This window comes from Nitrospirota bacterium, from assembly GCA_030684575.1.
GTDB lineage: Bacteria > Nitrospirota > Nitrospiria > Nitrospirales > Nitrospiraceae > Palsa-1315.
Genome location: JAUXVD010000022.1, coordinates 7501 through 28121, shown reverse-complemented (window position 1 = coordinate 28121; position 20621 = coordinate 7501). Strand labels below are relative to the sequence as shown.

The following is a 20621-nucleotide window of genomic DNA, read 5'->3' as shown; positions in this document are numbered from 1 at the left end:
TTCGTTTGACTTTGCTCCCCCTCGCCAGTAGACTTTGTTCGCCTGCCATAAGATTTCACCCAAGAGTAAGGATCGTAACGAGCTACATCGCATGAGCACGAACGAATCATCGGCCATGGACCAGTTATCCATCGGAGAACTGGCCACAAAACTCGATTCAGACCTCTTGCCCAAACACGTCGCCATTATCATGGATGGCAACGGCCGCTGGGCAGAACTCCGCACCCTTCCCCGCATCGCCGGTCATCGGGAAGGCATTCAGTCCGTTCGGGAAATGATCACCGTCTGCCTGGAACTTGGCATCCACGCCCTGACCATCTACGCGTTTTCACAGGAAAATTGGAACCGCCCTGCGCAGGAAATCTCCTCGCTCATGGGCCTGCTCGAATACTACCTGTCGACGGAACGCACGAAACTCATTGAACAGGGCGTCCGGTTTCGAACGATCGGTCGACTCGACGCCCTCCCGGCCTCCGCTCTCCAATGGGTCCGGGCCGCCGAACAAGAAACCGCCCATCTCGACAAACTGCATCTGACCGTCGCCCTCAGTTATGGCGGACGGACTGAGATTGTCGACGCGGTGCGGGAGCTTCTGCGTGAGGCACAAGACGGAAAGCTGCAGCCGAACGAGGTTGATGAGTCCAGAATCCAACAATACCTCTACACCCATGACCTGCCCGACCCAGACCTGTTGATTCGCACCAGCGGCGAAACGCGAATCAGCAATTTTCTGCTCTGGCAGCTGGCCTACACCGAGCTCTACTTCACGCCAACCCTCTGGCCCGACTTCCGTCGCCGCGAACTCTTGCTGGCCTTGCTGGAATACCAGCGCCGCGAGCGGCGATTCGGTCGCGTACTCAGCACCATTTCTTCATAGTGGTCGATCTACAGTCCCACATGCAGCAAGCCGACACCGCCGGGCAACAGCCGGCAGGCCCAACACCGTCTGCAGCGCCCCGGTTCGACCCCCGTCGGATTTATACCGTCCTGGTCCTCGCACCACTCTTGTATGCCGTCATTCGCTACCTCCCGCCTCTCGCATTTTCAGGCGTCGTGGTACTGGCCGGCGCGCTCGCGCTGTTCGAATTCTATCGATTATGTTTCAGCGACCACAGTGACTCCTGGCTGATAGGCATCGGCCTGACAGGATTCGCTGCGGTGATTCTCGGTGCACACCAGCCGAGCATCATCGTCCCGAGCCTTCTCGCGACATTGATCGGCATTATTTCCGTTCCGCTATTCAGCCGCATGCCCCTCGACCAGAGCCTGAAGAACAGCGCCATGACCTTGTTCGGCGTACTCTACCTGGGCCTCACGCTTGGCCCACTCTCGATGACGAGACTGCTGCCTCTCGGCGAATGGCTGATCTTCTTTCTTCTGTTGGTGACCTGGGCATCCGATACCGGCGCCTACTACGTCGGCACCCTCTACGGACGACATCGCTTGGCGCCCACGATCAGTCCGAAAAAAACCTACGAGGGCTTGGTCGGCGGCTTGATTGGTGCGATACTCGCCGCATATGCGGTTCGTTGGTGGTTTCTTCCGGAGTTGTCTGGCCTCGACTGTCTGATCTTAGGCACCCTGCTCACCATCACAGGTCTCTGGGGCGACCTGACCGAATCGGCCATGAAACGAAGCGTCGGCATCAAAGACTCCGGAGGAATTCTGCCAGGACATGGCGGCATGCTCGACCGGCTGGATAGTCTCTTGTTCACCGCCCCTGCCTTCTACTACTATATAACGATGGTAAGCCGCCTACGAGTTATCGAGTGAGGGATCAGCTATGAAAACAATCGTCATTCTTGGATCGACTGGATCGATCGGCACCAGCACCTTAGATATCGTGGACCGGTTCCCGGAAGAGTTCCGTGTGGCAGGGCTGACGGCGGGAAGCAATGATGACAAACTCGAAGAACAGATCCGCCGTTACAAGCCCCGCATCGTGGCCCTCTCGAATGCCGCCGCGGCCGCCAGGCTCCGGCAGCGCTGCGCAGGACTGCCCGTTGAAATCCTGGACGGTCAAGAAGGGTTGAGTCACGTCGCCTCCGCGCCCGAAGCGGAGCTCGTCATCTCAGCCATCGTCGGTGGCGCCGGGCTTGTCCCCACCCTGGCTGCGATCCGGAGCGGAAAACAAATTGCCTTGGCCAATAAAGAGCCGATGGTCATGGCGGGAAAACTGATGCAGGACGAGGCGCGGCGACATGGCGTCCGTATTTTCCCGGTCGATAGCGAACATAGCGCCATTTTTCAGTCGTTAGAAGGCCATCGCAAAGAAGATGTCCGCCGCCTTATCTTAACGGCGTCCGGCGGAGCCCTCTGGACTTTGACGAAGGACGAACTACGCGAGGTGACCCCCGAACGGGCGCTCCAACATCCCAATTGGAAAATGGGCGCCAAAATCACCATCGATTCTGCCACCCTCATGAATAAGGGACTTGAAGTCGTAGAGGCCCGCTGGCTCTTCGACATCCCGGAGTCCCAGATCGAAGTGATGATCCATCGAGAAAGCATCATCCATTCTCTGGTAGAGTATGAAGATCGTTCGATGATTGCGCAGTTGGGATTACCGGATATGCGAACGCCTATTTCCTATGCCATGCGCTACCCGGGGCGCCTGCCACTGGACCTCCCGTCGCTGGATCTGACGGAGATTGGCAAATTGACGTTCTGCAAACCGGATCACGACCGGTTTCCCTGTTTAGGCCTTGGATTTGAATCGCTGCAGATCGGCGGAACGATGCCGGCCACGATGAATGCCGCCAACGAAGTGGCGGTTGAGGCGTTCCTGAATGGGGGCGTCAGGTTTACCGATATTGTGGACATTATTCGCAGCACGATGAGCGCCCATAATCCCAAAGAAGTAGATACGCTGGAAGAGGCCCTGGAAGCGGATCGCTGGGCCCGAGAGAAGGCAGAGTCGTTGGTCGTCGCATTGGCACGCTAGTTTTACACGAAGGAGCATACACCGTGTTCATGGCATTCACCTGGTCCCCCGATACCCTCTGGTTGCTCTTGCAGAAGGCCTGGTGGTTCCTGGTCGTCCTCGGCGTGCTCGTCGCGTTCCATGAACTCGGGCATTACCTGGCCGCTCGCTGGGTCGGCGTCAAGGTCCTTAAATTTTCCCTGGGATTCGGACCGAAGATTTTCGGCCGCCAAATGGGCGAAACCGAATATCTGCTCTCAGCCATTCCACTGGGTGGCTACGTCAAGCTGTTCGGCGAAGATGAAACCGAGGCCACCACGCCAGAGGATCGGACCCGGTCCTTTGCGCACCAAGGCCTATGGGGGAAAGTCCTGATCGTCGCCGCAGGACCTGGATTTAATTTCATTCTGGCCTATTTTATTTTTGCGGGATGGCTCGCAACCGGAGCGCCCCTATTCGTCCCCACCTTCCAGGACTTGAATCCCGATGTCGAAGCCATGGTCCCCGGCTCTCCTGCTGACACCGCCGGCATCCAGATCGGCGATCATATCAGCCGAGTCAACGGACAGGAGATCTCGACCAGGACGGAACTATTCGACGCTGTCGCGAAAAGCAAAGGCCAGGCGCTGACGCTTGAGATCAAACGAGACGGCCAGGTCAAAACACTATCGGTGACGCCCACCACTACCCCTGGACCACAGGCCTCAACCCAAGAGCCCGCCTATTATTTGGGCGTCGAGGAAACACCGCCCCTCGTGACGTCCGTCATGCAAGGCTCTCCGGCAGCCAAAGCCGGACTACAGGCAGGCGACCATGTCGTCAACATCGAGGGCCACACAATCCATACCTGGTCGCAAATGACCGGTATGGTGAAAGAAAGCCCTAGCCGCCCACTCAAAATCGAGGTCTTGCGGGAAGGACAGCGGATTCCACTGACCGTGACGCCCTCTGCCGAGAAGACCATGGTCAATGGCCAATCAGTCGAGGTCGGCAAAATCGGCATTTCAGGACCAGGCCGTTCGATCATGCGCTCGAGCACCCCGCTGCTGTCTCTCTATGACGGCTTGGGGGCCACGTGGGGCTGGACCGAGTTGACGGCCATCGGTCTCTACAAGATGATCGTGGGGGACATCTCCAGTAAAAATATCGGCGGACCGCTGACGATCGCGAATATTTCAGGAGAAGCCGCTGCGCAAGGGGCCTCAAGTGTAGTCTTTCTCATCGCCATTCTGAGCATCAATCTAGGCGTCCTCAACTTGCTCCCTATCCCCATTCTCGACGGCGGCCATCTGTTATTTTTCCTGATTGAGGCTATCCTCAGGAAGCCACTCGGTGAACGCCAAAGAGAAGTAGCACAACAGGCAGGCCTCGTGTTATTAGTGGGCGTGATGATTTTTGCGTTCTGGAATGACCTTGAGCGGATCTTTTTACGATAAGACCTGAGGCGAAGCTCTCAACGTTGAACCTCTTCATCTCAGTGAAACAACTCCTCGATCACTGACATTTCGAGCACAACGACCTGCAGGCGTGATCCCTTATTTATTGATCCTTCTCACAGAATTATGCGTACCTCTCAAGTCTTAATCCCGACATTGCGCGAAGAACCGGTCGAAGCGGAAACCGTCAGCCATAGGCTCATGCTCAGAGCGGGGCTGATTCGCAAAGTGGCAGCCGGCATCTATACCTATCTTCCGCTCGGACTCAGGGTCATCCGAAAAGTCGAACAGATCATTCGCGAGGAAATGAATCGGGCTGGGGCACAAGAACTTCTCATGCCCATTGCCTCTCCTGCAGAGCTGTGGCAGGAAACAGGCCGATGGAATTTCTACGGCAAGGAATTGATCCGTTTTAAAGATCGCCATGAGCGCGAGTTTTGTTTGGGACCGACCCATGAGGAAGTGATCACCGATTTATTCAGGCGCGAAGTCCGCTCCTATCGGCAGATGCCGCTGAACTTCTATCAGATCCAAACAAAGTTTCGCGACGAAATCCGCCCCCGCTTCGGGCTCATGCGGGGACGTGAGTTCATCATGAAGGACGCCTACAGCTTCGACCAGGATGAAGCGAGCGCCAGGGTCAGCTATCAGAAGATGTACGACGCCTATCAGCGTATTTTCACACGCTGCGGCCTGACCTTTCGTGCCGTAGAAGCCGACACCGGACTGATTGGCGGGAGCTCATCTCACGAGTTCATGGTGCTCGCCGATACGGGCGAGAACACCATCGTGTATAGCGATACCGGCACCTACGCCGCTAACGTCGAACAGGCCGAAGTGCTTCCTCCTACGGAGATGGACACCGAAGCACCCCGTCCCCTGCGTGCCGTCCAGACGCCCCGTTGCCGAACCGTCGAAGAAGTCACAAAATTCCTGAACGTCTCCCCTGCTCACCTCGTCAAAACGCTTCTCTACTCGACGGGGAAAGAGACCGTGGCCGTGCTGATCCGAGGCGACCATGAGGCCAATGAAATTAAGATTCAACGGCTTCTTCACGTGACGGATCTTGAGCTCGCGACACCCGCCGCTGTCGAGCAAGTCACGGGCGCGCCGGTCGGATTTGCCGGACCTATCGGGTTGAAAGATGTTCGGATTATCGCCGACCATGCGGTCAAAGCCTTGCGCAACATGGTCGTCGGCGGCAATCAACTTGATACGCACTATGTCGATGCGAATCGGGAGCGTGACTTTCAGGTCGAGCAGTTTGCCGACCTCCGCAGCGCCTGCGCAGGAGACCCGTCACCGAGAAAAGACGGGACGTTGAAAGCGACGCGGGGCATTGAAGTCGGGCACGTCTTTATGCTCGGCACCAAATACAGTGAGCTCATGAAGGCCTCCTTCCTGGATGCGCAAGGCAAAGAATGCCTCGCGGTGATGGGCTGTTACGGCATCGGAGTGGGACGGACTGCCGCATCGGCGATCGAACAGAACCATGACGACAAAGGCATTATTTGGCCCTTCCCCATTGCTCCATTCCATGTGCATCTCCTCCCGCTCACCAAGTCTGACCAAACGGCTCACGTCACCGCGCAGCTCTACGACGAACTGCAGGCCGCTGGACTTGAAGTCCTATGGGATGACCGGGATGAACGAGCAGGTGTGAAGTTCAACGATGCAGACCTCATGGGAGCCCCGTTCCAAGTCGTCATTGGCGACAAAGGCCTCGCCGAAGGAGTCGTGGAGGTCAAGACTCGGAAGGACGGAGTCAAACTCAAAATGCCTCCCGCTCAAGTTGCCGCTCATCTGACTCGCACCCAAACAAGTTAGCACCTCATCGTTCCCCGTAGCGGCACTCATCTTGTGGGGCTCGGAAGCTCGCCAGACTGAAACCGCCTTTTCCTTGCCTTCCACTCGCGATCAGCTAGACTCACATTCGACCTCCACTTCAGAGCAATTGTGCTCGCAAACGCCAGGCCCGCATATGCGCTTCAATCCGGCGATAACCACCATGCGTGACATGCAGGAATTTGCCTAATGCAAGCCAATCCCATCCCGCAAAACCTCCAGGAGCTGCAGCAAAAAGTTGCCTCTACCGAAAACATCAAACGTATCGCTGACCAAATCAATGCCGCCAGCAATCTCGACCATATTCTCCTCGACTTGCATACAGACATCCTCAGTCTCTTTGACGCCGAAGATCTCACTATCTATGCGTTTGATTCGGACAAGAAAGAAATTTTCTCGAAAGTCCCTCACATCGATAGCGTCGAGGAAATCCGCATCCCCATCACGGAACAAAGCCTGCCCGGGTTCTGCGCGAAATATCTCCGCCCTGTAAATATCGCCGACGCATACAACATTGCGGAGCTGCAGGGCGTTCACCCTGCACTCCTGCACGACAACTCCTACGACAAGCGAACCGGATTCAAAACCAAGCAGGTCTTGACCTATCCGATCGTGGCAGAAAATAAGTATTTAATGGGTGTGCTCCAACTGCTCAACAAGAAAAGTGGCGCCCGCTTTACCAGAAAAGATGAAGAGTCTGTCGCCGAAATAGCAAAAGCCCTCGGCATTGCCTTCTTCAATCTTCGCAAGGTTTCAAAAAAGAACCCGACCAAGTTCGATCTTCTGGTGACGAATAGCCGTATCACTCAAAACGAACTGGACAATGCCCTCGCCGAATCCAAGAAAGGCGTGTCAGACTTCGAGAGCATCTTGATCGAAAAATACAAGGTGCCCAAGCTTGAGATCGGCAAATCGTTCGCGCAGTTTCACAAATGCCCCTACATCGAGTACAGCGATCGAACGATTGTCGATGTCGAACTCCTCAAAAATCTCAACGTCGACTACCTCAGAAAAAACCATTGGATGCCCCTCAAGCGGGATAGAACCGCCATCGAGATTTTGACGGACGACCCCGGCGATCTCGACCGTGTTGCAGATATCAAGCGCACGTTTCCAGGCCTCAACATTCGGTTTGCCGTCAGCCTCCGCCGTGATATTGCGCAATTCCTCAGCTCCGCCACAGGACAGGGACAGGGCGATACCGGCAGCACCAGAAAGCTGGACGAAAACGTCTCCGACATTCTCGGCGAACTCGTCAACGAAGCCCAAGAAGCCGCAGCGGAAGACGCCGGAGGCGGGCTCGACGAAAACGACAACGCCATCGTCCGGCTGGCGAATCAAATCATTGCCGATGCCTATCGCCAGGGCGCCTCAGACATTCACGTCGAACCCTATGGCGAAAAACGTGAGACCCTTGTTCGTTTCCGGGTCGACGGCGATTGTTTCGAATACATGAAGATCCCTCAGAGTTATCGCCGGGCCATCGTGTCGCGCCTGAAGATTATGGCCAGCCTCGACATTGCAGAACGGCGCAAACCTCAGGACGGCAAGATCAAGTTTAAACTATCGGAAAACAAGGAAATCGAGTTGCGCGTCGCAACGATTCCGACTGCTGGATATAACGAAGACGTGGTCATGCGTCTACTCGCAGCCAGTGAGCCCTTGCCTCTCGACAAGATGGGATTTTCAGACCGGAATCTCGCGGCGATCAAAGAGATCGCGGCAAAACCCTATGGCATCATTCTCTGCGTCGGACCTACTGGATCCGGAAAAACCACGACCCTCCATTCCGTGCTCGGCTTCATCAATACACCGGATATCAAGATCTGGACGGCAGAAGACCCCGTCGAAATCACGCAATACGGACTTCGGCAAGTGCAGGTTCAACCCAAGATCGATTTCACCTTTGCCAAAGCCATGCGCGCATTTCTTCGAGCAGACCCAGACGTGATTATGGTTGGAGAAATGCGAGATAAAGAAACGGCTGAAATCGGCATTGAAGCCTCATTGACCGGACACCTCGTCATGAGCACACTCCACACCAACAGCGCGGTGGAGACGGTCACCAGGCTTCTGGATATGGGTTGCGACTCCTTTAGTTTTGCCGATGCGATGTTAGGAGTCCTTGCCCAGCGCCTCACTCGCCGGATCTGCAAGGACTGCAAGGAACAATACGTCGGAACTGCAGTTGAGTATGAGGAGATTCGCCAGGGGTACGGACCTGAAAATTGGGACAAGCTGGGCATCCCGCAGGACAATACTTTCCGCCTGGCACGCGGAAAGGGATGCGAGACCTGCAATCGCACAGGCTTTAAGGGACGCGTGGCCCTGCACGAACTGCTCCTAGGATCGGACCGCATCAAACGCATGATTCAGTCGAAAGCCAAAACTGAAGAGATGGTGAAGGCAGCCATCGAAGACGGCATGACGACCCTCATGCAGGACGGGGTCCAGAAAACCCTCCTTGGCCACACCACATTCAAAGAAGTGAAGGCCGTGGCGATCAAGTAGGCACAGCTGAAGAGCTGCCCTCACAACGCCCGCTGTCTCCCCTAGCAACCTCAGCCCTCTCGGGTCCTCCCTCACTGCATCACGACTATGCAGGCCTACCAACTCAGCATGATCGAATGCCGATCGTATATCCGCAGATATTTCAGGTAGACAGCGGCATCAGCCGCCCCTTAATTAAGAAAAGCCTTGAAGCAAATGATCTTATGACTGTGGCGAGGAAACACGGGAGAGAAATTTCCGCAGGCGAGTTTCAACACGTGGAGAGAGCGCAATAAATTCCACTCCAAATGTATGACGATTACCCCATCGCACCGTCGCATCAACATTCATCGTTGCAGCCTGATCCGGCAGGCGAAGACTGACTGCGAGTTGATCCCCCTGATTCATGGAGGCGGGGCTCATGACTTTCGCACCGTTCAACGACACATCAAGCACGACGCCCAATCCTGCACGTTCAGCCGCTGCCCATCGTTGTAATCCAATGCGCGCGAACGAACAGGCGAATGGTGCCGGAATACGATGACGCGGGTATCGTCTTGACTCAGTCCCCATTCCAACCTCTCATCCACAACCTTCCACGCATCCTGGACAAGGGGAAATTATGCGACGCTCGCTGACATGACCGCCACATACTTTTCCAGACGGCTCTGTGCAGCTGGAGACAACTCCGTAAAAGCCAGGCCGAAAAATTGATCCTTTGTCCACTGCACCGTAGCCACGGCAATTTCGGCAGGTTTGATTTGTTTGGGAAGACGCAGGCTCAATGTGATTTCATCTCCAGGCTTGATCTCAGCCTCTGTACTGACTCGCGCCCCGCATATTGAAAGATCGTAGACCACACCCAGGTCGATAGGAGGCCGACGTAACCAATGCCTGGCCTGACGGCGAGACAAAGCACAGGCGAACGGAGCAGAGATGCGCACTCGAGAATGTCGGCGAAACTTATTCGAGCCAGAGGATCGATATGGGAGTTGTTCCATGGAGCATCCCTACCCTGTCGCTACTGTACTCCAGAGCACTCTACGCAGAAAATCATTTCAAGAATTCCACTCGTTGCCTCATAACACGGAACGAACCACTCCACCATGACCACGCCTTCAGCAAATACCAGGTTTGACTCTCACCAGACCCCATGGTATTCTGCCTGTTCGTACGAGCCAGTTTTTTGTCTCGCGCGGCCCCATCTCACTCGATCGTCCCAGCGCGCTTGATTCAGTTCGGACGAGCTGCTCTTACGTTCCATTGAAGGTCTGCGCAAATACCGAGCAGACCGATGGGCGAAGTGATTGAAGCATTTCTATCCGACCCCCTCATCTCCATCGAGCATCGGTCCAAACCGGAGATGCCAGGTTCTATAAAGGAGCATCTATGAAGCTATCCACTGGGTGGCGAGCCGACAAAACGAGAAAGAACCGCGCAAGGGCAACAAGGAAACCAAAAATTAGGTGGGAGGTACTCGGCCTTCCAAGTCCTCTCGATCCAAGCCTGACGACCTCCATGGAGGATATCCGCCAACAAGTATCAAACATGGCTAGCCGTGGATTCGGCCAGGGCACTCGCTCGCGTACGGCTGAGCGCGAAGCAAAAACTACCAATCATGCTCCTGACTCAACCAGCAAGAGACGCCGAGGAGCGACGGAACCGTCGCCATCGTAGACGGGGCCAGACCATAACGGCAAGCGATTGACGAATCACGACGAGTCGTCACGCAAAGGAGGGCATCATCGGACGAGCAGGAAAAACGACCATCGCAAAACGAGACCGCGAGAAAGCGAAACAGGTCCAGCGGCGCGATAAAGACGCCAGACGAGAGCAACGCAAGACTGAAAAGCCAGATCGCCCCTCTACCGAAGAGGGAGGAGAAGATCCGGATTTGGCCGGTCTCCAGTGGGGGCCGCAAGAGCCGCTATATTAGGAAGTGATGTGACTGCGCACCTCGCGCATCACATCACTCCAGCCCTACACCGCCTGCACACAACAATCAGCGGGAAATATTACCCTCGCCTGCAGTGACTATCTAGCGATGCTCACCCCTCGGCCTTACCATTCGTACCACGTCACTCTCATCTATCAGGATCTGCGCATCGTCCTAATCGCTACTGTCCGATCACGATCTCCAGCGTAGGTCAGAGCCGACGAGCAATTTCGGCATCCCATCGACGGCACTCCTCATGTCCACTACACTCTATAATATCAATCAAGGAATACCGGCGCTGCCATAATCCCTCTTGCTCGACGCTGCCCTGCGAAACCTAGCTTCCCTCTGGCACGACAGGACCAGCCTGCTGCTGACGTCGGTCCTCACCTGGACGAGCCCAACGCTGACGATCACCTCTTGAACGATCAGCTCCCACTCTCGAATGCGCACGATCACTAGGGCCAGGACTTCCCCCTGCAAGCGGTACCGCATGACCTAACAACGTTTCAATCGCGCGCAATTGATCGCGATCATCGGCGGTCACAAAACTAGTCGCTCGCCCGGTCATCTTCATCCTGGCTGTCCGCCCGATACGATGAATGTAGTCCTCCGGCGAGTTGGGCAAATCGTAATTCACCACGTGACCGATATTCGCCACATCAATCCCACGGGCTGCCACATCCGTCGCGACAAGGATTCTGACCTGTCCTCGCTTAAATCCATCGAGAGCACGAAGGCGCTGAGGCAGCGTTCGGTCTCCATGGATTACCGCAACGCGGTGACCCGCCTGTTCAAGCGTTTGCCCGAGTCGATCGACCCGACTCTTTGTCCTGGCAAATACGAGAACGGTCCCTCGTTCCACCCCTAACAACGACACCAACAGATTGGTCTTCTCCTGGGGCGATGTATAATGCACCGCCTGGGTCACACCCTCTGCCGTCGTCGAATGCGGCGTCACCATCACACGAACGGCATCCTTCAAGCTCGCCTGAACCAAGCGAGTCACGTCCGTCGGAAGCGTGGCGGAGAAAAGTAACGTCTGCCGCTCCAACGGGAGCGCGTCAAGGATCTGATTGATCTGTGGAGCAAAGCCCATATCAAGCATTCGATCGGCCTCATCAAGCACCAGGATCTTAATGGGGGCCATATTGACCGTCCCGTTCCACATATGATCCAGCAAACGGCCCGGCGTGGCAACCAGGATATCGGGCCGCTGACGCAGCCCTCGAATCTGCGCCTGCATGTCGCTCCCACCGACGATAACCGTGGCAGAGATATTGTGGCTACGACCGAGCTTCTCGATTGAGCCAAAAATCTGCAGCGCCAACTCTCTCGTTGGCGCGAGAATCAATGCCTGGGGATGACCTTTTGGCAGGACTGCGAGGCGCTCGATCATTGGCACCACAAATGCCGCCGTCTTCCCCGTACCGGTTTGTGCGCACCCGATCACGTCACGGCCCTCAAGAGCTGGGGGAATGGCCTGGGCTTGAATGGGAGTAGGAACCAACAACCCGGCTGCCGTTAAATCACGCAGAAGCGGCTCGGACAAACCAAGGGTGTGAAAACTCGTGTGAACAGAGGTATCCACTGCACTATCCTTTCAGTGTGATCGCATTAAGACGGGATCAGAGAGCCGAGGGGAGAGAAACCAGAAAGGGATCAACTCCGACAGGACCTGGTCGCGATGCGATCGCGAAGTCCGTTATGGTGTATACAGTCGTACCGCCGGACACTGCGACTACGATGTACATTCATCGTACAGCAAGCCCATTCCAGCGTCAACTCTCTCGAAAGATCAAAGGGCTCGGCAAAGTCTCTCATGAATTTAGCCGGGACTTCCAATGCTGAGAGATACGAATCATGGCACAATAGAACAGATCGGTCGCTATCCTCAATGAACTGTGTTATCTTGAAACAGGTTCAAGCTCGGTCACTACTCTATCCCTCGCGCCATGACTCCCTCCCCCTAGATCCTGCGCGATCGATGCTCTAGTTTCCGCCCTGCCCTGCATACAGATCTCATCAAAGAGATCGAACAACTGGACCAGTCCGTGCCGTACTCATCTCTGTTCGAGCCGTACGATCGGCAGACGACCACAGGACCGCACGGCCCTTGAATGAGTAAAAATGCCGCGTATACTATCGGCCTGAGGCCGCAGTACGCATCCCCCGAAACGAAGAGACCTTATGAGCCAGACAGCCCCTCAACGCGCGACTCCACGTCCACCCACGATCGCTATGACATCGACAGGACTTCCGATTGCGATCAGCCGACGCTACAACAAGGTCTGGACGATCATATTGTTTTGCGCCATTGCCATAGGTGCCATGATCGGAGTTCCGCTCTATGGATACGTTTATCACTATAGCTGGCTGGACTGGTCGCTCTTTGGACTCCTCTATGTTGCCAGTGGGCTGGGCATCACGGTCGGCTACCATCGGCTGATGGCCCACCGAAGCTTCGACTGCCCGAACTGGGTTAAGGGCACACTGTTAATCGCGGGTGCTTGGGCATTGCAAAACTCCGCTATCAAATGGGCATCCGATCATCTGCGACATCACGCACATTGCGACGAGGTCAAAGATCCGTACAACGCACAACTGGGATTCTGGCATAGCCACTGCGGATGGCTCTTTACCCCTGATCAATATGCCGACCCAAAATATGCGACGCGCGTCGCGAACGATCCCGTTGCGATCTGGCAACACCAACATTACCCGCTTCTGGTCCTTACGGGTTTGGCCGGCACATTTCTCATCGGTTTCCTCCACAACGGCATCATGGGCGGCATCGGCTGTTTTCTCCTCGCCGGTGTGGGACGAACGTTTGCCGTGCTCAACTCCACGTTTTGCATTAATTCCGTCTGCCATCTGTGGGGACGGCAGCCACACGGCACGTCTGACTCCAGCCGAGACAGCTGGCTCGTGTCTCTTGTGACGTTTGGCGAGGGGTACCATAACTACCATCATATGTATCCGACCGACTACCGAAACGGCCATCGCTGGTACCACTTTGATCCCTCGAAATGGCTCATCCTCGGACTCTACTCACTAGGACTTGCGACATCGCTGCGGACAGGCTCGTACGTCGAAGACTCGCTCACTCGGACAACCTAATACGTCACGAAGGAAATCTCGATGGGGAAACGAGTCCTATACGTGGGAGGACTCCCGGACAAGGTCTCAGACTGCGAGCTACGCGGGCTGTTCGCTTCCTATGGACTGGTTGCCAGAGCCTATGTGGTCCGGTTCAAACATACAGGAAAGTCCGCCGGATACGGATTCGTCGAAATGGGGTCCGGTGAACAGGCATTGAGCGCCGTGGTGGCCCTTGAAGGCACCGAATGGGAGGGACACCTCCTCAGGCTATACGTGACTCCCTATGCAAACCAACCAGCTTAACCTCGCACATATCTTGGAGAAGGAATCACCATGGGCCGTACGAACTTAGACCCGATCATGACCTTTCCCGATGGGTCACACCTCTTGATCAGCACAGCCTGTTCAAAAGAGGGCAATTTCTCCTGTGCCCTCTACATGGCGACCATCGAAGCCGATGATCGAGGAGCCTTCCGCGTCGTCTCCAACCATCTCGCCGCAGCCACCTGCCTCGTGGCGCAAGAAGACGCCTACAACCATGCCCAGCGCCTCTACCCGCGCTCGGCTGAGACGATGAAAAAGCCGCCCTACCTCATTTGGCCCGGCCCCGGCCCAACCGGAAACGCAGATGTATAGCACCGCCAACTGAATCGCTCGACCCGGCCCTCGCTCGCCACTCCCCACTGCACAGGTCCCCACCGCGCTGAAGAAATAGCGGCTATAGCTTTTCACGTGCGTCTCTGTTAAGGTGCTCCTGTTTCATGCGGCGGGCCTCGCATGAAACAGCAAATAGAACGGCCCATCACCGATATTGTTGTTGCCGAGAATCTGATCGGAAGTTCGACCCAAGCCGCTCCATCGTTCGCGTCTTCGGCCCGTTCCTTCCCCTCGTGTATTCGTTCTCGAGTCGCAGACAATATCAATTTCAGAAGGAGGAACCCCCATGGGTTCAAAACTTTATGTCGGCGGGTTGCCGTATGCGGCAACTGAATCACAGCTCACCACCCTCTTTGCCGCGCATGGCACCGTCGAGTCTGCGCGCGTGATCACGGACAAGTTCACCGGGCAATCACGAGGCTTCGGCTTCGTCGAGATGGCCACACAAGAAGAAGCCAAGGCCGCGATTGCGGCGTTGAACGGCTCACAGATGGACGGACGTCCCCTGACTGTCAATGAAGCCAAGCCACAAGAACCACGTACCGGCGGCGGTAGCGGTGGTGGCGGTGGTCGTTTTGGCGGCGGTGGCGGCGGTGGCGATCGCGGCGGTCGCAGCCGCTTCTAACGAAGCGCTTACCAGCAGCTACTATAGAAGGGGCGCTTCTCATGAAGCGCCCCTTCATGTTATTGCCCATTCACTCACACCCTGTTCCTCCAACAACACATTCAGCTCGTCGCCGCAAACAATACTTGGCCTATAGTGGCCATGACAGGTCGCAGCTTCAGATCGATTATATGCGCGGGCCTCTTGAATGCGGCAGCTGTCTTGCCTGCACACTGTCACATCTATGCGGGAGTAAGAACGTGCTCTCTTTGATGCCGGCCATTCTATGCAATCACCCAGATTACACTTGCGGTGAAGGCGGGAGGGCAAATCAATCCATTCACTCAGAACTGTGCCGGCTTTCGGGTCCAACACTTCTCCGATGCCGGCCTATACGGCTCCTCCAGCCTTGGCGTAGACATATATATCATAGAGCTTGGATATCAGTTTTAGCCAAAACGCCTCAGACAAATAACCACGCACTACCAACCTTTCAGGTTACGAGATACCATTACGGCACAGCAGAGTTCCGGTGTCCCACACCAGTGGCATACGTGCAGCATATTCCTGCGTAATGCTCAAAGAGCCATCCTGCTAAGACTTCCAGCCGGACAACACACATCGCTGCGCAATGAGTGGCGTGAAGCTTTCCACATCTTCAGACACCCTTGTCATGACTTCATTCGCCAATTTCTGATCATCAAAACATTCGTACGCATCATCAAGAAATCCACCACGAAGTAGCGGATGTTGAAGAAACGACTGGCCCGCTCCAGTTGCCACTTCCAAAGGATACTCAGCCACCGTCATGCGCGTCAGATGCAGCCGCTCCAGCCAACCACGAACGTCTTCGGCCGACGGACGTTCAGCAAGATAGGCCTCAAGCCGACGACGCTCAGCCAAGAGTCCACCAACAGCCATCTCTTGGTCGATCCGACGCCAGAGTGAATCAAACGTGCCTAGCGAAGGAAACGTCAGCACCAGCTGACCTCCAGGCTTGAGATGCTCCAGTAATCCCTGGAGGACATCGAAACGGTTCGGGCGGAAAAACATGACGGACAGGTTGCCCGTAATGCGATCGAAACAGGGCAAGTGCGAAGGCAAGGCACGCATGTCCTGACACTCAAACCGTAGCCACGGAAGATGTTTGCCTTGGATGACTCGCGCGCTCTCCACTTGGCGTCCACTGAGATCGACAGCCAAGACGTTCCCGGTGAGCCCCACCTGCTCGGCCAAATAGAACGCAGGGATCCCATGCCCGGAAGCAATGTCGAGAATGGACAGCCCTGGACGAAGATCTACATGCTGCAATAACGACTCAGCAAAGGGAGTGGACCAATAGTCGTCGGGAGGGAGAGGCCACCGGGCACTCACATCAGCTGTACGTTCACTCATGGAGCTCTTCCCCTCTCGTAATGTCGGCCCAGATGCCCAAGATGCCCCGACCTGAACCACCATCCGTTTCACGAAGTGTCAACCGCGACCGCCCAGCGCAGCCAAGCTTTTCAGCAGAAACACTTCGCAGGATTACTCTGGAGGGCCGTGAAAAAAGAGACGTTACCCTGGATTCGGCAGGTTCAGGAGAATAGGCGCCGCACCTCACCCCTGAGACCAACGGGAAACCTACGAGGATTTTGGCTGGCGTTTCACATGGAGGCCCTTGTCGCTCTTGCTCAGCGGTTTACTGGACTCGCCTTCAGAGAGTAGGTCCTCAATCTGGGACTCAGTGCAGGTAAGATCGCCATCGATAACTTTTCGTATGGGAGTGCTGGACGGCTTGGCTGGGACAGGAACCTTCTTATCTTTGGCATCGTCCGACATGATGGCTGTACTCTTTCTTGGTGAATAGGTGCTGCAATCAAGCAGGCATCTACGGCGATAACATATGATCCAGTGCGACTACGGGAAGAGAACCCTCCCATGACCGGCAGGCTGATTACGTGGCGACGCAGTCACAGGAGGCATTTCGATTATGCCGCACAATCTAAAAATGCGCGCACTACACTCCGGCGGACACGGCAGCCGCACTCTGAAGTGGCGGAACTACTGCGGCCGGCGCCGTCTGCATGGACGCCTTCAGCTCATCAATCGCCCTCGTAACATCTTCTTCAGTCGATCCAAACCGATCACCCATCACCTTCACGGCCTGCGTGATCGCCTTCTTCATTTTCACAATCTGTTCTTCCGGTGTCATGATGTCTCTCCTTTAAATATTATTCGAGGCCTGCTGCTCCTCTATGTCATCATGTGTCCCCAACAAACCGATCTGCTTCGGTCCTGGTGCACACACGATAGCCACAGCACACTACAAATATGTTGAACCAGGAGCGGCGGAGACTGGGGGATCGGACGCGCGGGAAGGACAGAACTAGCGCGAGGGATAGAACAGTCAGCGAGGCTCAACCCAGCACAGCCCTATGCTAGACGCCATAGAGAGCCTGGTCAAGCGCTATTAACAGGATGTCAGGGCGTTCCACCAGCGCCACAGATCATGGCCCCTGACGCGAGAGAAGCGAGACGGTTTCAACTATGCTAATGATCTAATTCGTATCGCACGGCACCGAGCAGCTGAGGCATGCTAAACGGTTTCCGAAACGTCTGTCGTGCCCCGAGAAGCTTAGCGACATCTAACACGTTCTTTTCCCCTCCCGCACCTGAGATGGCGACCACCTTGGCGTTGAGGAATTCACGTGTCAGCTCCAGAAGCATGTCCAGCCCGTTCAACTCGGGCATGAGGATGTCTGTGATGACCAAGTCCGTTGGTTTCCGACGGTACAACTCAAGCCCCTGGCGGCCGTTGGCAGCCTCCGTAACCTCATGCCCTGCCGCTTCCAGAGCGGAACGGAGAAGAATACGGATGGACTCTTCATCATCGATGATCAGAATCGTTGCCATGATACGAAACACTCCCGTGGCTCTCGATGAGAAGGACATTCCTGAGCACCATGCACATGAATCACGTACGCAGCGCCGTCCCCTTATGACTCCTCTTCTTCGATACCATCAATGGAGTCTTTAATCCCCTCAACAAAAGCCTCTGGCTGGGCCAGCGCGCGCTCCGTGAGTTGGAACTCAGAGACCAACACACCGTCTTTATCGACAATAATCAAGCGATAACCCTGCTTCACAACAACATCCCCTCGTGATGTAGTCTCATCTGCCACGAGACTACCACAGGAAGCAGTCTGACTTCGACGGTGGAAGTTCTAGGAGCACGCATTTCTGATGGATGGCTGATGCGGTCAGCAGGAGCAGATAAAGATACATAGGCATACGCGAGACGAGGAACCAAACCCTCAAAGGAGCCCAACCCTAGCCCGATACGGGGTTATTTAGAACGAAGCTCTAGACGTGCTCCGATCGCCTTCTCCCAGTTTGCGAGTGAAGAGCTCCAGAACCATGTCGTAACAGATTTTGGCTGCAGCCGGATCGTAGCGAGGACCTTCGTCGCGAAGAAAGGCATGCGCGGCATTGAACTCATGCCCTGGAAACGCATACCGGCTCACTCAACACGTTGTAAAGCAGCGCAGGACCCTCCCGAGGAATGTGAGGGTCCTGCCTGCCCCATATCATCAGCAACTCACCTGTGACCTCGCCGATCCGGCCCAGGCTGTTGTCGTACATGCCCTTGCCCAAACTGCGCTTGTGAATGTCCGTTGCGTAGCAACAGGTGGTCGCTAGCACGTCAGCCTGCATGGCCGCGCGAAACGCTAAATGTCCTCCAATGCACAGTCCCATAACCCCCAGCTTGCCCGTGCAATGCGAGGAGGATTTCAGATAGTCCAGCACTGCACGCGCATCGCCATCGTAGCTCGACAATATCTTGGTCATCTTGTGCCGATTCTCGCGCTCGGCGCCCGCCTCATCGTAGGCCAGCACCGTGCTGGCCGGCTCCAGTTCGTGGTAGATCTCGGGAACCGCCACCACAAATCCATGGCTCGCCAACATCACGGCTGTTCACCGGATGGGCCCCGTCACTTGGAAGGTCTCTGAATACAGCACAAGGCCAGGATACCGCCCCTCAGCCGCTGGCCGAAAGAGCTACGTACGCATAGGCCCAGTGGGAGTGGGAATATCAGCCGAGTCGGTCTCGTTGACGATCATCCCAGGTTCCAATGTAGCAACAGAAAACTCACCCCTCATCGCTCGCAGATAGAACAGGGCAACGTCGACCGTGAGAGGTCACAGAGACAAGCACTGCATCATGATTCTCGATTAAAAAGCGGAAGCCCGTGCAGCAAGAACCACCTACGTCCCCCTGCTGCGTCTCACTAATACCCACGCCCACTGCTGCCGCGGCCCATTCGATCCAGCGGGAGCGCGTCATAACGAGCCTTTAAGTCCTGATGCTCGTTAAGGTAGGCTTTGACGGACGCCTCATCCGCAAAAACATCCGGGCTGCGCTTCCGATACTCTTCAATCGACAGGTGATGCTTCGCCAAGAGCGTGCTGAGCTTTGCATTGATGTCCGCGCCCATTTCCTTCATCTGCTCTGGCGACGGACGCTGTCCCTCCTTGAATCGCTCCCCGCCTTGAAAATAACTCGTCATCATCTCGCCGATCTCAATCCTGGCTTTCACAAACGATTCCACCTCGGCCGGGTCTGCCGCGTAGCCGAACCCGGCAGACAACACGACACCCAACACAATTCCGATCGTGCAACGAGTCAACGTCATCGCTAATATCCCTTCGTAAGAAGATGGATGAGCACGCCTTCGATCAACGAACGCCATCATATCACCCCAACTGATCAAAAACGGATGGGGAGAATCGCAGGTACAGATGGGCCTGTCCCTGGCGGTATGAACAAGAATGAACACAGAACGACGGCACACATGTCCCATGTAAGACCGAAGATATTCCCTCCATTATTAGCTATGCCAGAGCCGCCTATGGTACAGTAACAGTGCCTATGTTGAACGAAGAATATTCTTATTCCTTCCCTGTTGACGACGCCCGTGAACGGTCGTGTGAACTATCTCCGCCGTCTCTCCGTCAACGCCGTGCTGACTCATTTCGTGCTTAATTCGAGACCGTTCGCCGGAACAACGCGCATCGATGACATTTCCATACCGTGGGATGCACGATGAAAAGACCGGCAGTTTTTCTTCACTCCATATCGGATTACAGGGAGAGACCATGACTATGAATACCGTAAAACCTGCGCAGCCACGAACAGCCAAGGCCTGGGTCCGTATTCCCGATGGCACAAAGGTCAAACATCGTCATGAAGGACACATTGGATTTATCGATGGGCTTACCGAGATTGTCACCGGCCCCAACCGGAACCCGGATGGAAAAACGCAATATCGCATGAACATCGGGGCACCGGATCGCCAACTCGTAACAGAAGACGATTTGTCTATCCTGATCGACGATGAAGATCTCGTCATTATGTTGCGGCAGAAGGCACCGTATCGCCGCGCCGTCACACAATCGCTCCACAGTGTGCTGGCAGCGGATCGCTTCATTAAACCAGCCTAACAGGCTTTGAGCGAGTGCGGTGGCGCTCATACTGCGCGTGCCATCGCCGTGAAATGACTACCGCAGAAACCCGGATGTATAATCGACCATGACAGAGACCTGCTACGCCAAAGGCCAGAAAGTGATCTTGGTCACCAATCAGAT

21 protein-coding genes and 1 pseudogene (1 of these 22 running past the window's edge) are annotated in these 20621 nt (G+C 55.5%); 12 read left to right on the top strand and 10 right to left on the bottom strand.

The genetic code is table 11. The features are described 5' to 3' along the window. Window positions 1-91 precede the first annotated feature (91 nt). The 6 genes from Q8N00_16610 (at window position 92) to Q8N00_16585 (ending at window position 8715) form a co-directional block, all read left to right on the top strand. Window positions 92-877 carry an isoprenyl transferase gene (locus Q8N00_16610; protein ID MDP2384406.1) on the top strand — a complete coding sequence of 262 codons (786 nt, stop codon included), beginning with the start codon at window positions 92-94 and terminating at the stop codon, window positions 875-877. Window positions 878-897: 20 nt separating this feature from the next. After that, window positions 898-1773, top strand: coding sequence for a phosphatidate cytidylyltransferase (locus tag Q8N00_16605; protein ID MDP2384405.1), 876 nt, complete (start codon window positions 898-900; stop codon window positions 1771-1773). 10 nt (window positions 1774-1783) lie between these two features. Further along, window positions 1784-2944, top strand: a complete 1161-nt coding sequence (locus Q8N00_16600) for a 1-deoxy-D-xylulose-5-phosphate reductoisomerase (protein ID MDP2384404.1) — start codon at window positions 1784-1786, stop codon at window positions 2942-2944. Between the two features lie 29 nt (window positions 2945-2973). Further along, window positions 2974-4359, top strand: a complete 1386-nt coding sequence (gene rseP, locus Q8N00_16595; GenBank protein MDP2384403.1) for an RIP metalloprotease RseP — start codon at window positions 2974-2976, stop codon at window positions 4357-4359. A gap of 126 nt (window positions 4360-4485) precedes the next feature. After that, window positions 4486-6186: a proline--tRNA ligase gene (locus Q8N00_16590; GenBank protein ID MDP2384402.1), complete on the top strand. Its 1701-nt coding sequence runs from the start codon at window positions 4486-4488 to the stop codon at window positions 6184-6186. 207 nt (window positions 6187-6393) lie between these two features. Further along, window positions 6394-8715, top strand: coding sequence for a GspE/PulE family protein (locus Q8N00_16585; protein ID MDP2384401.1), 2322 nt, complete (start codon window positions 6394-6396; stop codon window positions 8713-8715). 201 nt (window positions 8716-8916) lie between these two features. Here Q8N00_16585 and Q8N00_16580 read toward each other — a convergent pair whose 3' ends face one another. The 3 genes from Q8N00_16580 to Q8N00_16570 form a co-directional block, all read right to left on the bottom strand. Then, window positions 8917-9267: a PilZ domain-containing protein gene (locus tag Q8N00_16580; GenBank protein ID MDP2384400.1), complete on the bottom strand. Its 351-nt coding sequence runs from the start codon at window positions 9265-9267 to the stop codon at window positions 8917-8919. 47 nt (window positions 9268-9314) lie between these two features. Further along, window positions 9315-9695 (bottom strand): PilZ domain-containing protein, encoded by a 381-nt coding sequence (locus Q8N00_16575; GenBank protein MDP2384399.1) that lies wholly within the window; start codon window positions 9693-9695, stop codon window positions 9315-9317. 1272 nt (window positions 9696-10967) lie between these two features. Further along, a complete protein-coding gene (locus Q8N00_16570) occupies window positions 10968-12221 on the bottom strand; it encodes a DEAD/DEAH box helicase (GenBank protein MDP2384398.1) in 1254 nt (417 codons plus the stop codon). A gap of 650 nt (window positions 12222-12871) precedes the next feature. Between Q8N00_16570 and Q8N00_16565 the strand changes: the two genes are divergently transcribed. From Q8N00_16565 to Q8N00_16550, 4 genes are all read left to right on the top strand, one after another. After that, entirely contained in the window at window positions 12872-13750 is an 879-nt protein-coding gene (locus tag Q8N00_16565) for a fatty acid desaturase (GenBank protein ID MDP2384397.1), read from the top strand. A gap of 21 nt (window positions 13751-13771) precedes the next feature. Beyond that, entirely contained in the window at window positions 13772-14035 is a 264-nt protein-coding gene (locus tag Q8N00_16560) for an RNA-binding protein (GenBank protein MDP2384396.1), read from the top strand. A 30-nt stretch (window positions 14036-14065) separates the two neighbouring features. Continuing rightward, window positions 14066-14368, top strand: a complete 303-nt coding sequence (locus Q8N00_16555) for a hypothetical protein (protein ID MDP2384395.1) — start codon at window positions 14066-14068, stop codon at window positions 14366-14368. A 307-nt stretch (window positions 14369-14675) separates the two neighbouring features. Further along, window positions 14676-15014, top strand: coding sequence for an RNA-binding protein (locus Q8N00_16550; protein MDP2384394.1), 339 nt, complete (start codon window positions 14676-14678; stop codon window positions 15012-15014). A gap of 573 nt (window positions 15015-15587) precedes the next feature. On the opposite strand, the gene Q8N00_16545 is transcribed toward Q8N00_16550, so the two are convergent. From Q8N00_16545 to Q8N00_16515, 7 genes and pseudogenes are all read right to left on the bottom strand, one after another. Then, a complete protein-coding gene (locus tag Q8N00_16545; protein MDP2384393.1) occupies window positions 15588-16388 on the bottom strand; it encodes a class I SAM-dependent methyltransferase in 801 nt (266 codons plus the stop codon). Window positions 16389-16616: 228 nt separating this feature from the next. Further along, window positions 16617-16814: a hypothetical protein gene (locus Q8N00_16540; GenBank protein ID MDP2384392.1), complete on the bottom strand. Its 198-nt coding sequence runs from the start codon at window positions 16812-16814 to the stop codon at window positions 16617-16619. Between the two features lie 178 nt (window positions 16815-16992). Then, the gene (locus Q8N00_16535; protein ID MDP2384391.1) at window positions 16993-17187 is read right to left on the bottom strand and encodes a hypothetical protein; all 195 of its coding nucleotides are present in this window, start codon (window positions 17185-17187) and stop codon (window positions 16993-16995) included. A gap of 338 nt (window positions 17188-17525) precedes the next feature. Next, window positions 17526-17888 carry a response regulator gene (locus tag Q8N00_16530; protein ID MDP2384390.1) on the bottom strand — a complete coding sequence of 121 codons (363 nt, stop codon included), beginning with the start codon at window positions 17886-17888 and terminating at the stop codon, window positions 17526-17528. A gap of 83 nt (window positions 17889-17971) precedes the next feature. Next, window positions 17972-18121 (bottom strand): hypothetical protein, encoded by a 150-nt coding sequence (locus Q8N00_16525; protein MDP2384389.1) that lies wholly within the window; start codon window positions 18119-18121, stop codon window positions 17972-17974. 204 nt (window positions 18122-18325) lie between these two features. After that, a pseudogene (locus Q8N00_16520) lies at window positions 18326-19097 on the bottom strand (dienelactone hydrolase family protein). A 167-nt stretch (window positions 19098-19264) separates the two neighbouring features. After that, complete coding sequence (locus Q8N00_16515) at window positions 19265-19669, bottom strand: hypothetical protein (GenBank protein ID MDP2384388.1); 405 nt, start codon at window positions 19667-19669, stop codon at window positions 19265-19267. A gap of 469 nt (window positions 19670-20138) precedes the next feature. On the opposite strand from Q8N00_16515, the gene Q8N00_16510 reads away from it, so the two are divergent. Together Q8N00_16510 and Q8N00_16505 are read left to right on the top strand one after the other, a co-directional pair. Then, window positions 20139-20477 carry a hypothetical protein gene (locus Q8N00_16510; protein ID MDP2384387.1) on the top strand — a complete coding sequence of 113 codons (339 nt, stop codon included), beginning with the start codon at window positions 20139-20141 and terminating at the stop codon, window positions 20475-20477. Between the two features lie 88 nt (window positions 20478-20565). Beyond that, window positions 20566-20621, top strand: the 5' portion of a protein-coding gene (locus Q8N00_16505; GenBank protein MDP2384386.1) for a hypothetical protein. 184 nt of this gene lie beyond the right edge of the window; only the first 56 of its 240 coding nucleotides appear in the window; it begins with the start codon at window positions 20566-20568; the stop codon falls past the right edge of the window.

Excerpts from the sequence above, each read along its gene's own strand:
- Q8N00_16610 (MDP2384406.1), top strand. The coding sequence starts at position 92 with ATGAGCACGAACGAATCATCGGCCATGGACCAGTTATCCATCGGAGAA.
- Q8N00_16605 (MDP2384405.1), top strand. The coding sequence starts at position 898 with ATGCAGCAAGCCGACACCGCCGGGCAACAGCCGGCAGGCCCAACACCG.
- Q8N00_16600 (MDP2384404.1), top strand. The coding sequence starts at position 1,784 with ATGAAAACAATCGTCATTCTTGGATCGACTGGATCGATCGGCACCAGC.
- rseP (MDP2384403.1), top strand. The coding sequence starts at position 2,974 with ATGGCATTCACCTGGTCCCCCGATACCCTCTGGTTGCTCTTGCAGAAG.
- Q8N00_16590 (MDP2384402.1), top strand. The coding sequence starts at position 4,486 with ATGCGTACCTCTCAAGTCTTAATCCCGACATTGCGCGAAGAACCGGTC.
- Q8N00_16585 (MDP2384401.1), top strand. The coding sequence starts at position 6,394 with ATGCAAGCCAATCCCATCCCGCAAAACCTCCAGGAGCTGCAGCAAAAA.
- Q8N00_16580 (MDP2384400.1), bottom strand. The coding sequence starts at position 9,267 with ATGGGGACTGAGTCAAGACGATACCCGCGTCATCGTATTCCGGCACCA.
- Q8N00_16575 (MDP2384399.1), bottom strand. The coding sequence starts at position 9,695 with ATGGAACAACTCCCATATCGATCCTCTGGCTCGAATAAGTTTCGCCGA.
- Q8N00_16565 (MDP2384397.1), top strand. The coding sequence starts at position 12,872 with ATGACATCGACAGGACTTCCGATTGCGATCAGCCGACGCTACAACAAG.
- Q8N00_16560 (MDP2384396.1), top strand. The coding sequence starts at position 13,772 with ATGGGGAAACGAGTCCTATACGTGGGAGGACTCCCGGACAAGGTCTCA.
- Q8N00_16555 (MDP2384395.1), top strand. The coding sequence starts at position 14,066 with ATGGGCCGTACGAACTTAGACCCGATCATGACCTTTCCCGATGGGTCA.
- Q8N00_16550 (MDP2384394.1), top strand. The coding sequence starts at position 14,676 with ATGGGTTCAAAACTTTATGTCGGCGGGTTGCCGTATGCGGCAACTGAA.
- Q8N00_16545 (MDP2384393.1), bottom strand. The coding sequence starts at position 16,388 with ATGAGTGAACGTACAGCTGATGTGAGTGCCCGGTGGCCTCTCCCTCCC.
- Q8N00_16540 (MDP2384392.1), bottom strand. The coding sequence starts at position 16,814 with ATGTCGGACGATGCCAAAGATAAGAAGGTTCCTGTCCCAGCCAAGCCG.
- Q8N00_16535 (MDP2384391.1), bottom strand. The coding sequence starts at position 17,187 with ATGACACCGGAAGAACAGATTGTGAAAATGAAGAAGGCGATCACGCAG.
- Q8N00_16530 (MDP2384390.1), bottom strand. The coding sequence starts at position 17,888 with ATGGCAACGATTCTGATCATCGATGATGAAGAGTCCATCCGTATTCTT.
- Q8N00_16515 (MDP2384388.1), bottom strand. The coding sequence starts at position 19,669 with ATGACGTTGACTCGTTGCACGATCGGAATTGTGTTGGGTGTCGTGTTG.
- Q8N00_16510 (MDP2384387.1), top strand. The coding sequence starts at position 20,139 with ATGAATACCGTAAAACCTGCGCAGCCACGAACAGCCAAGGCCTGGGTC.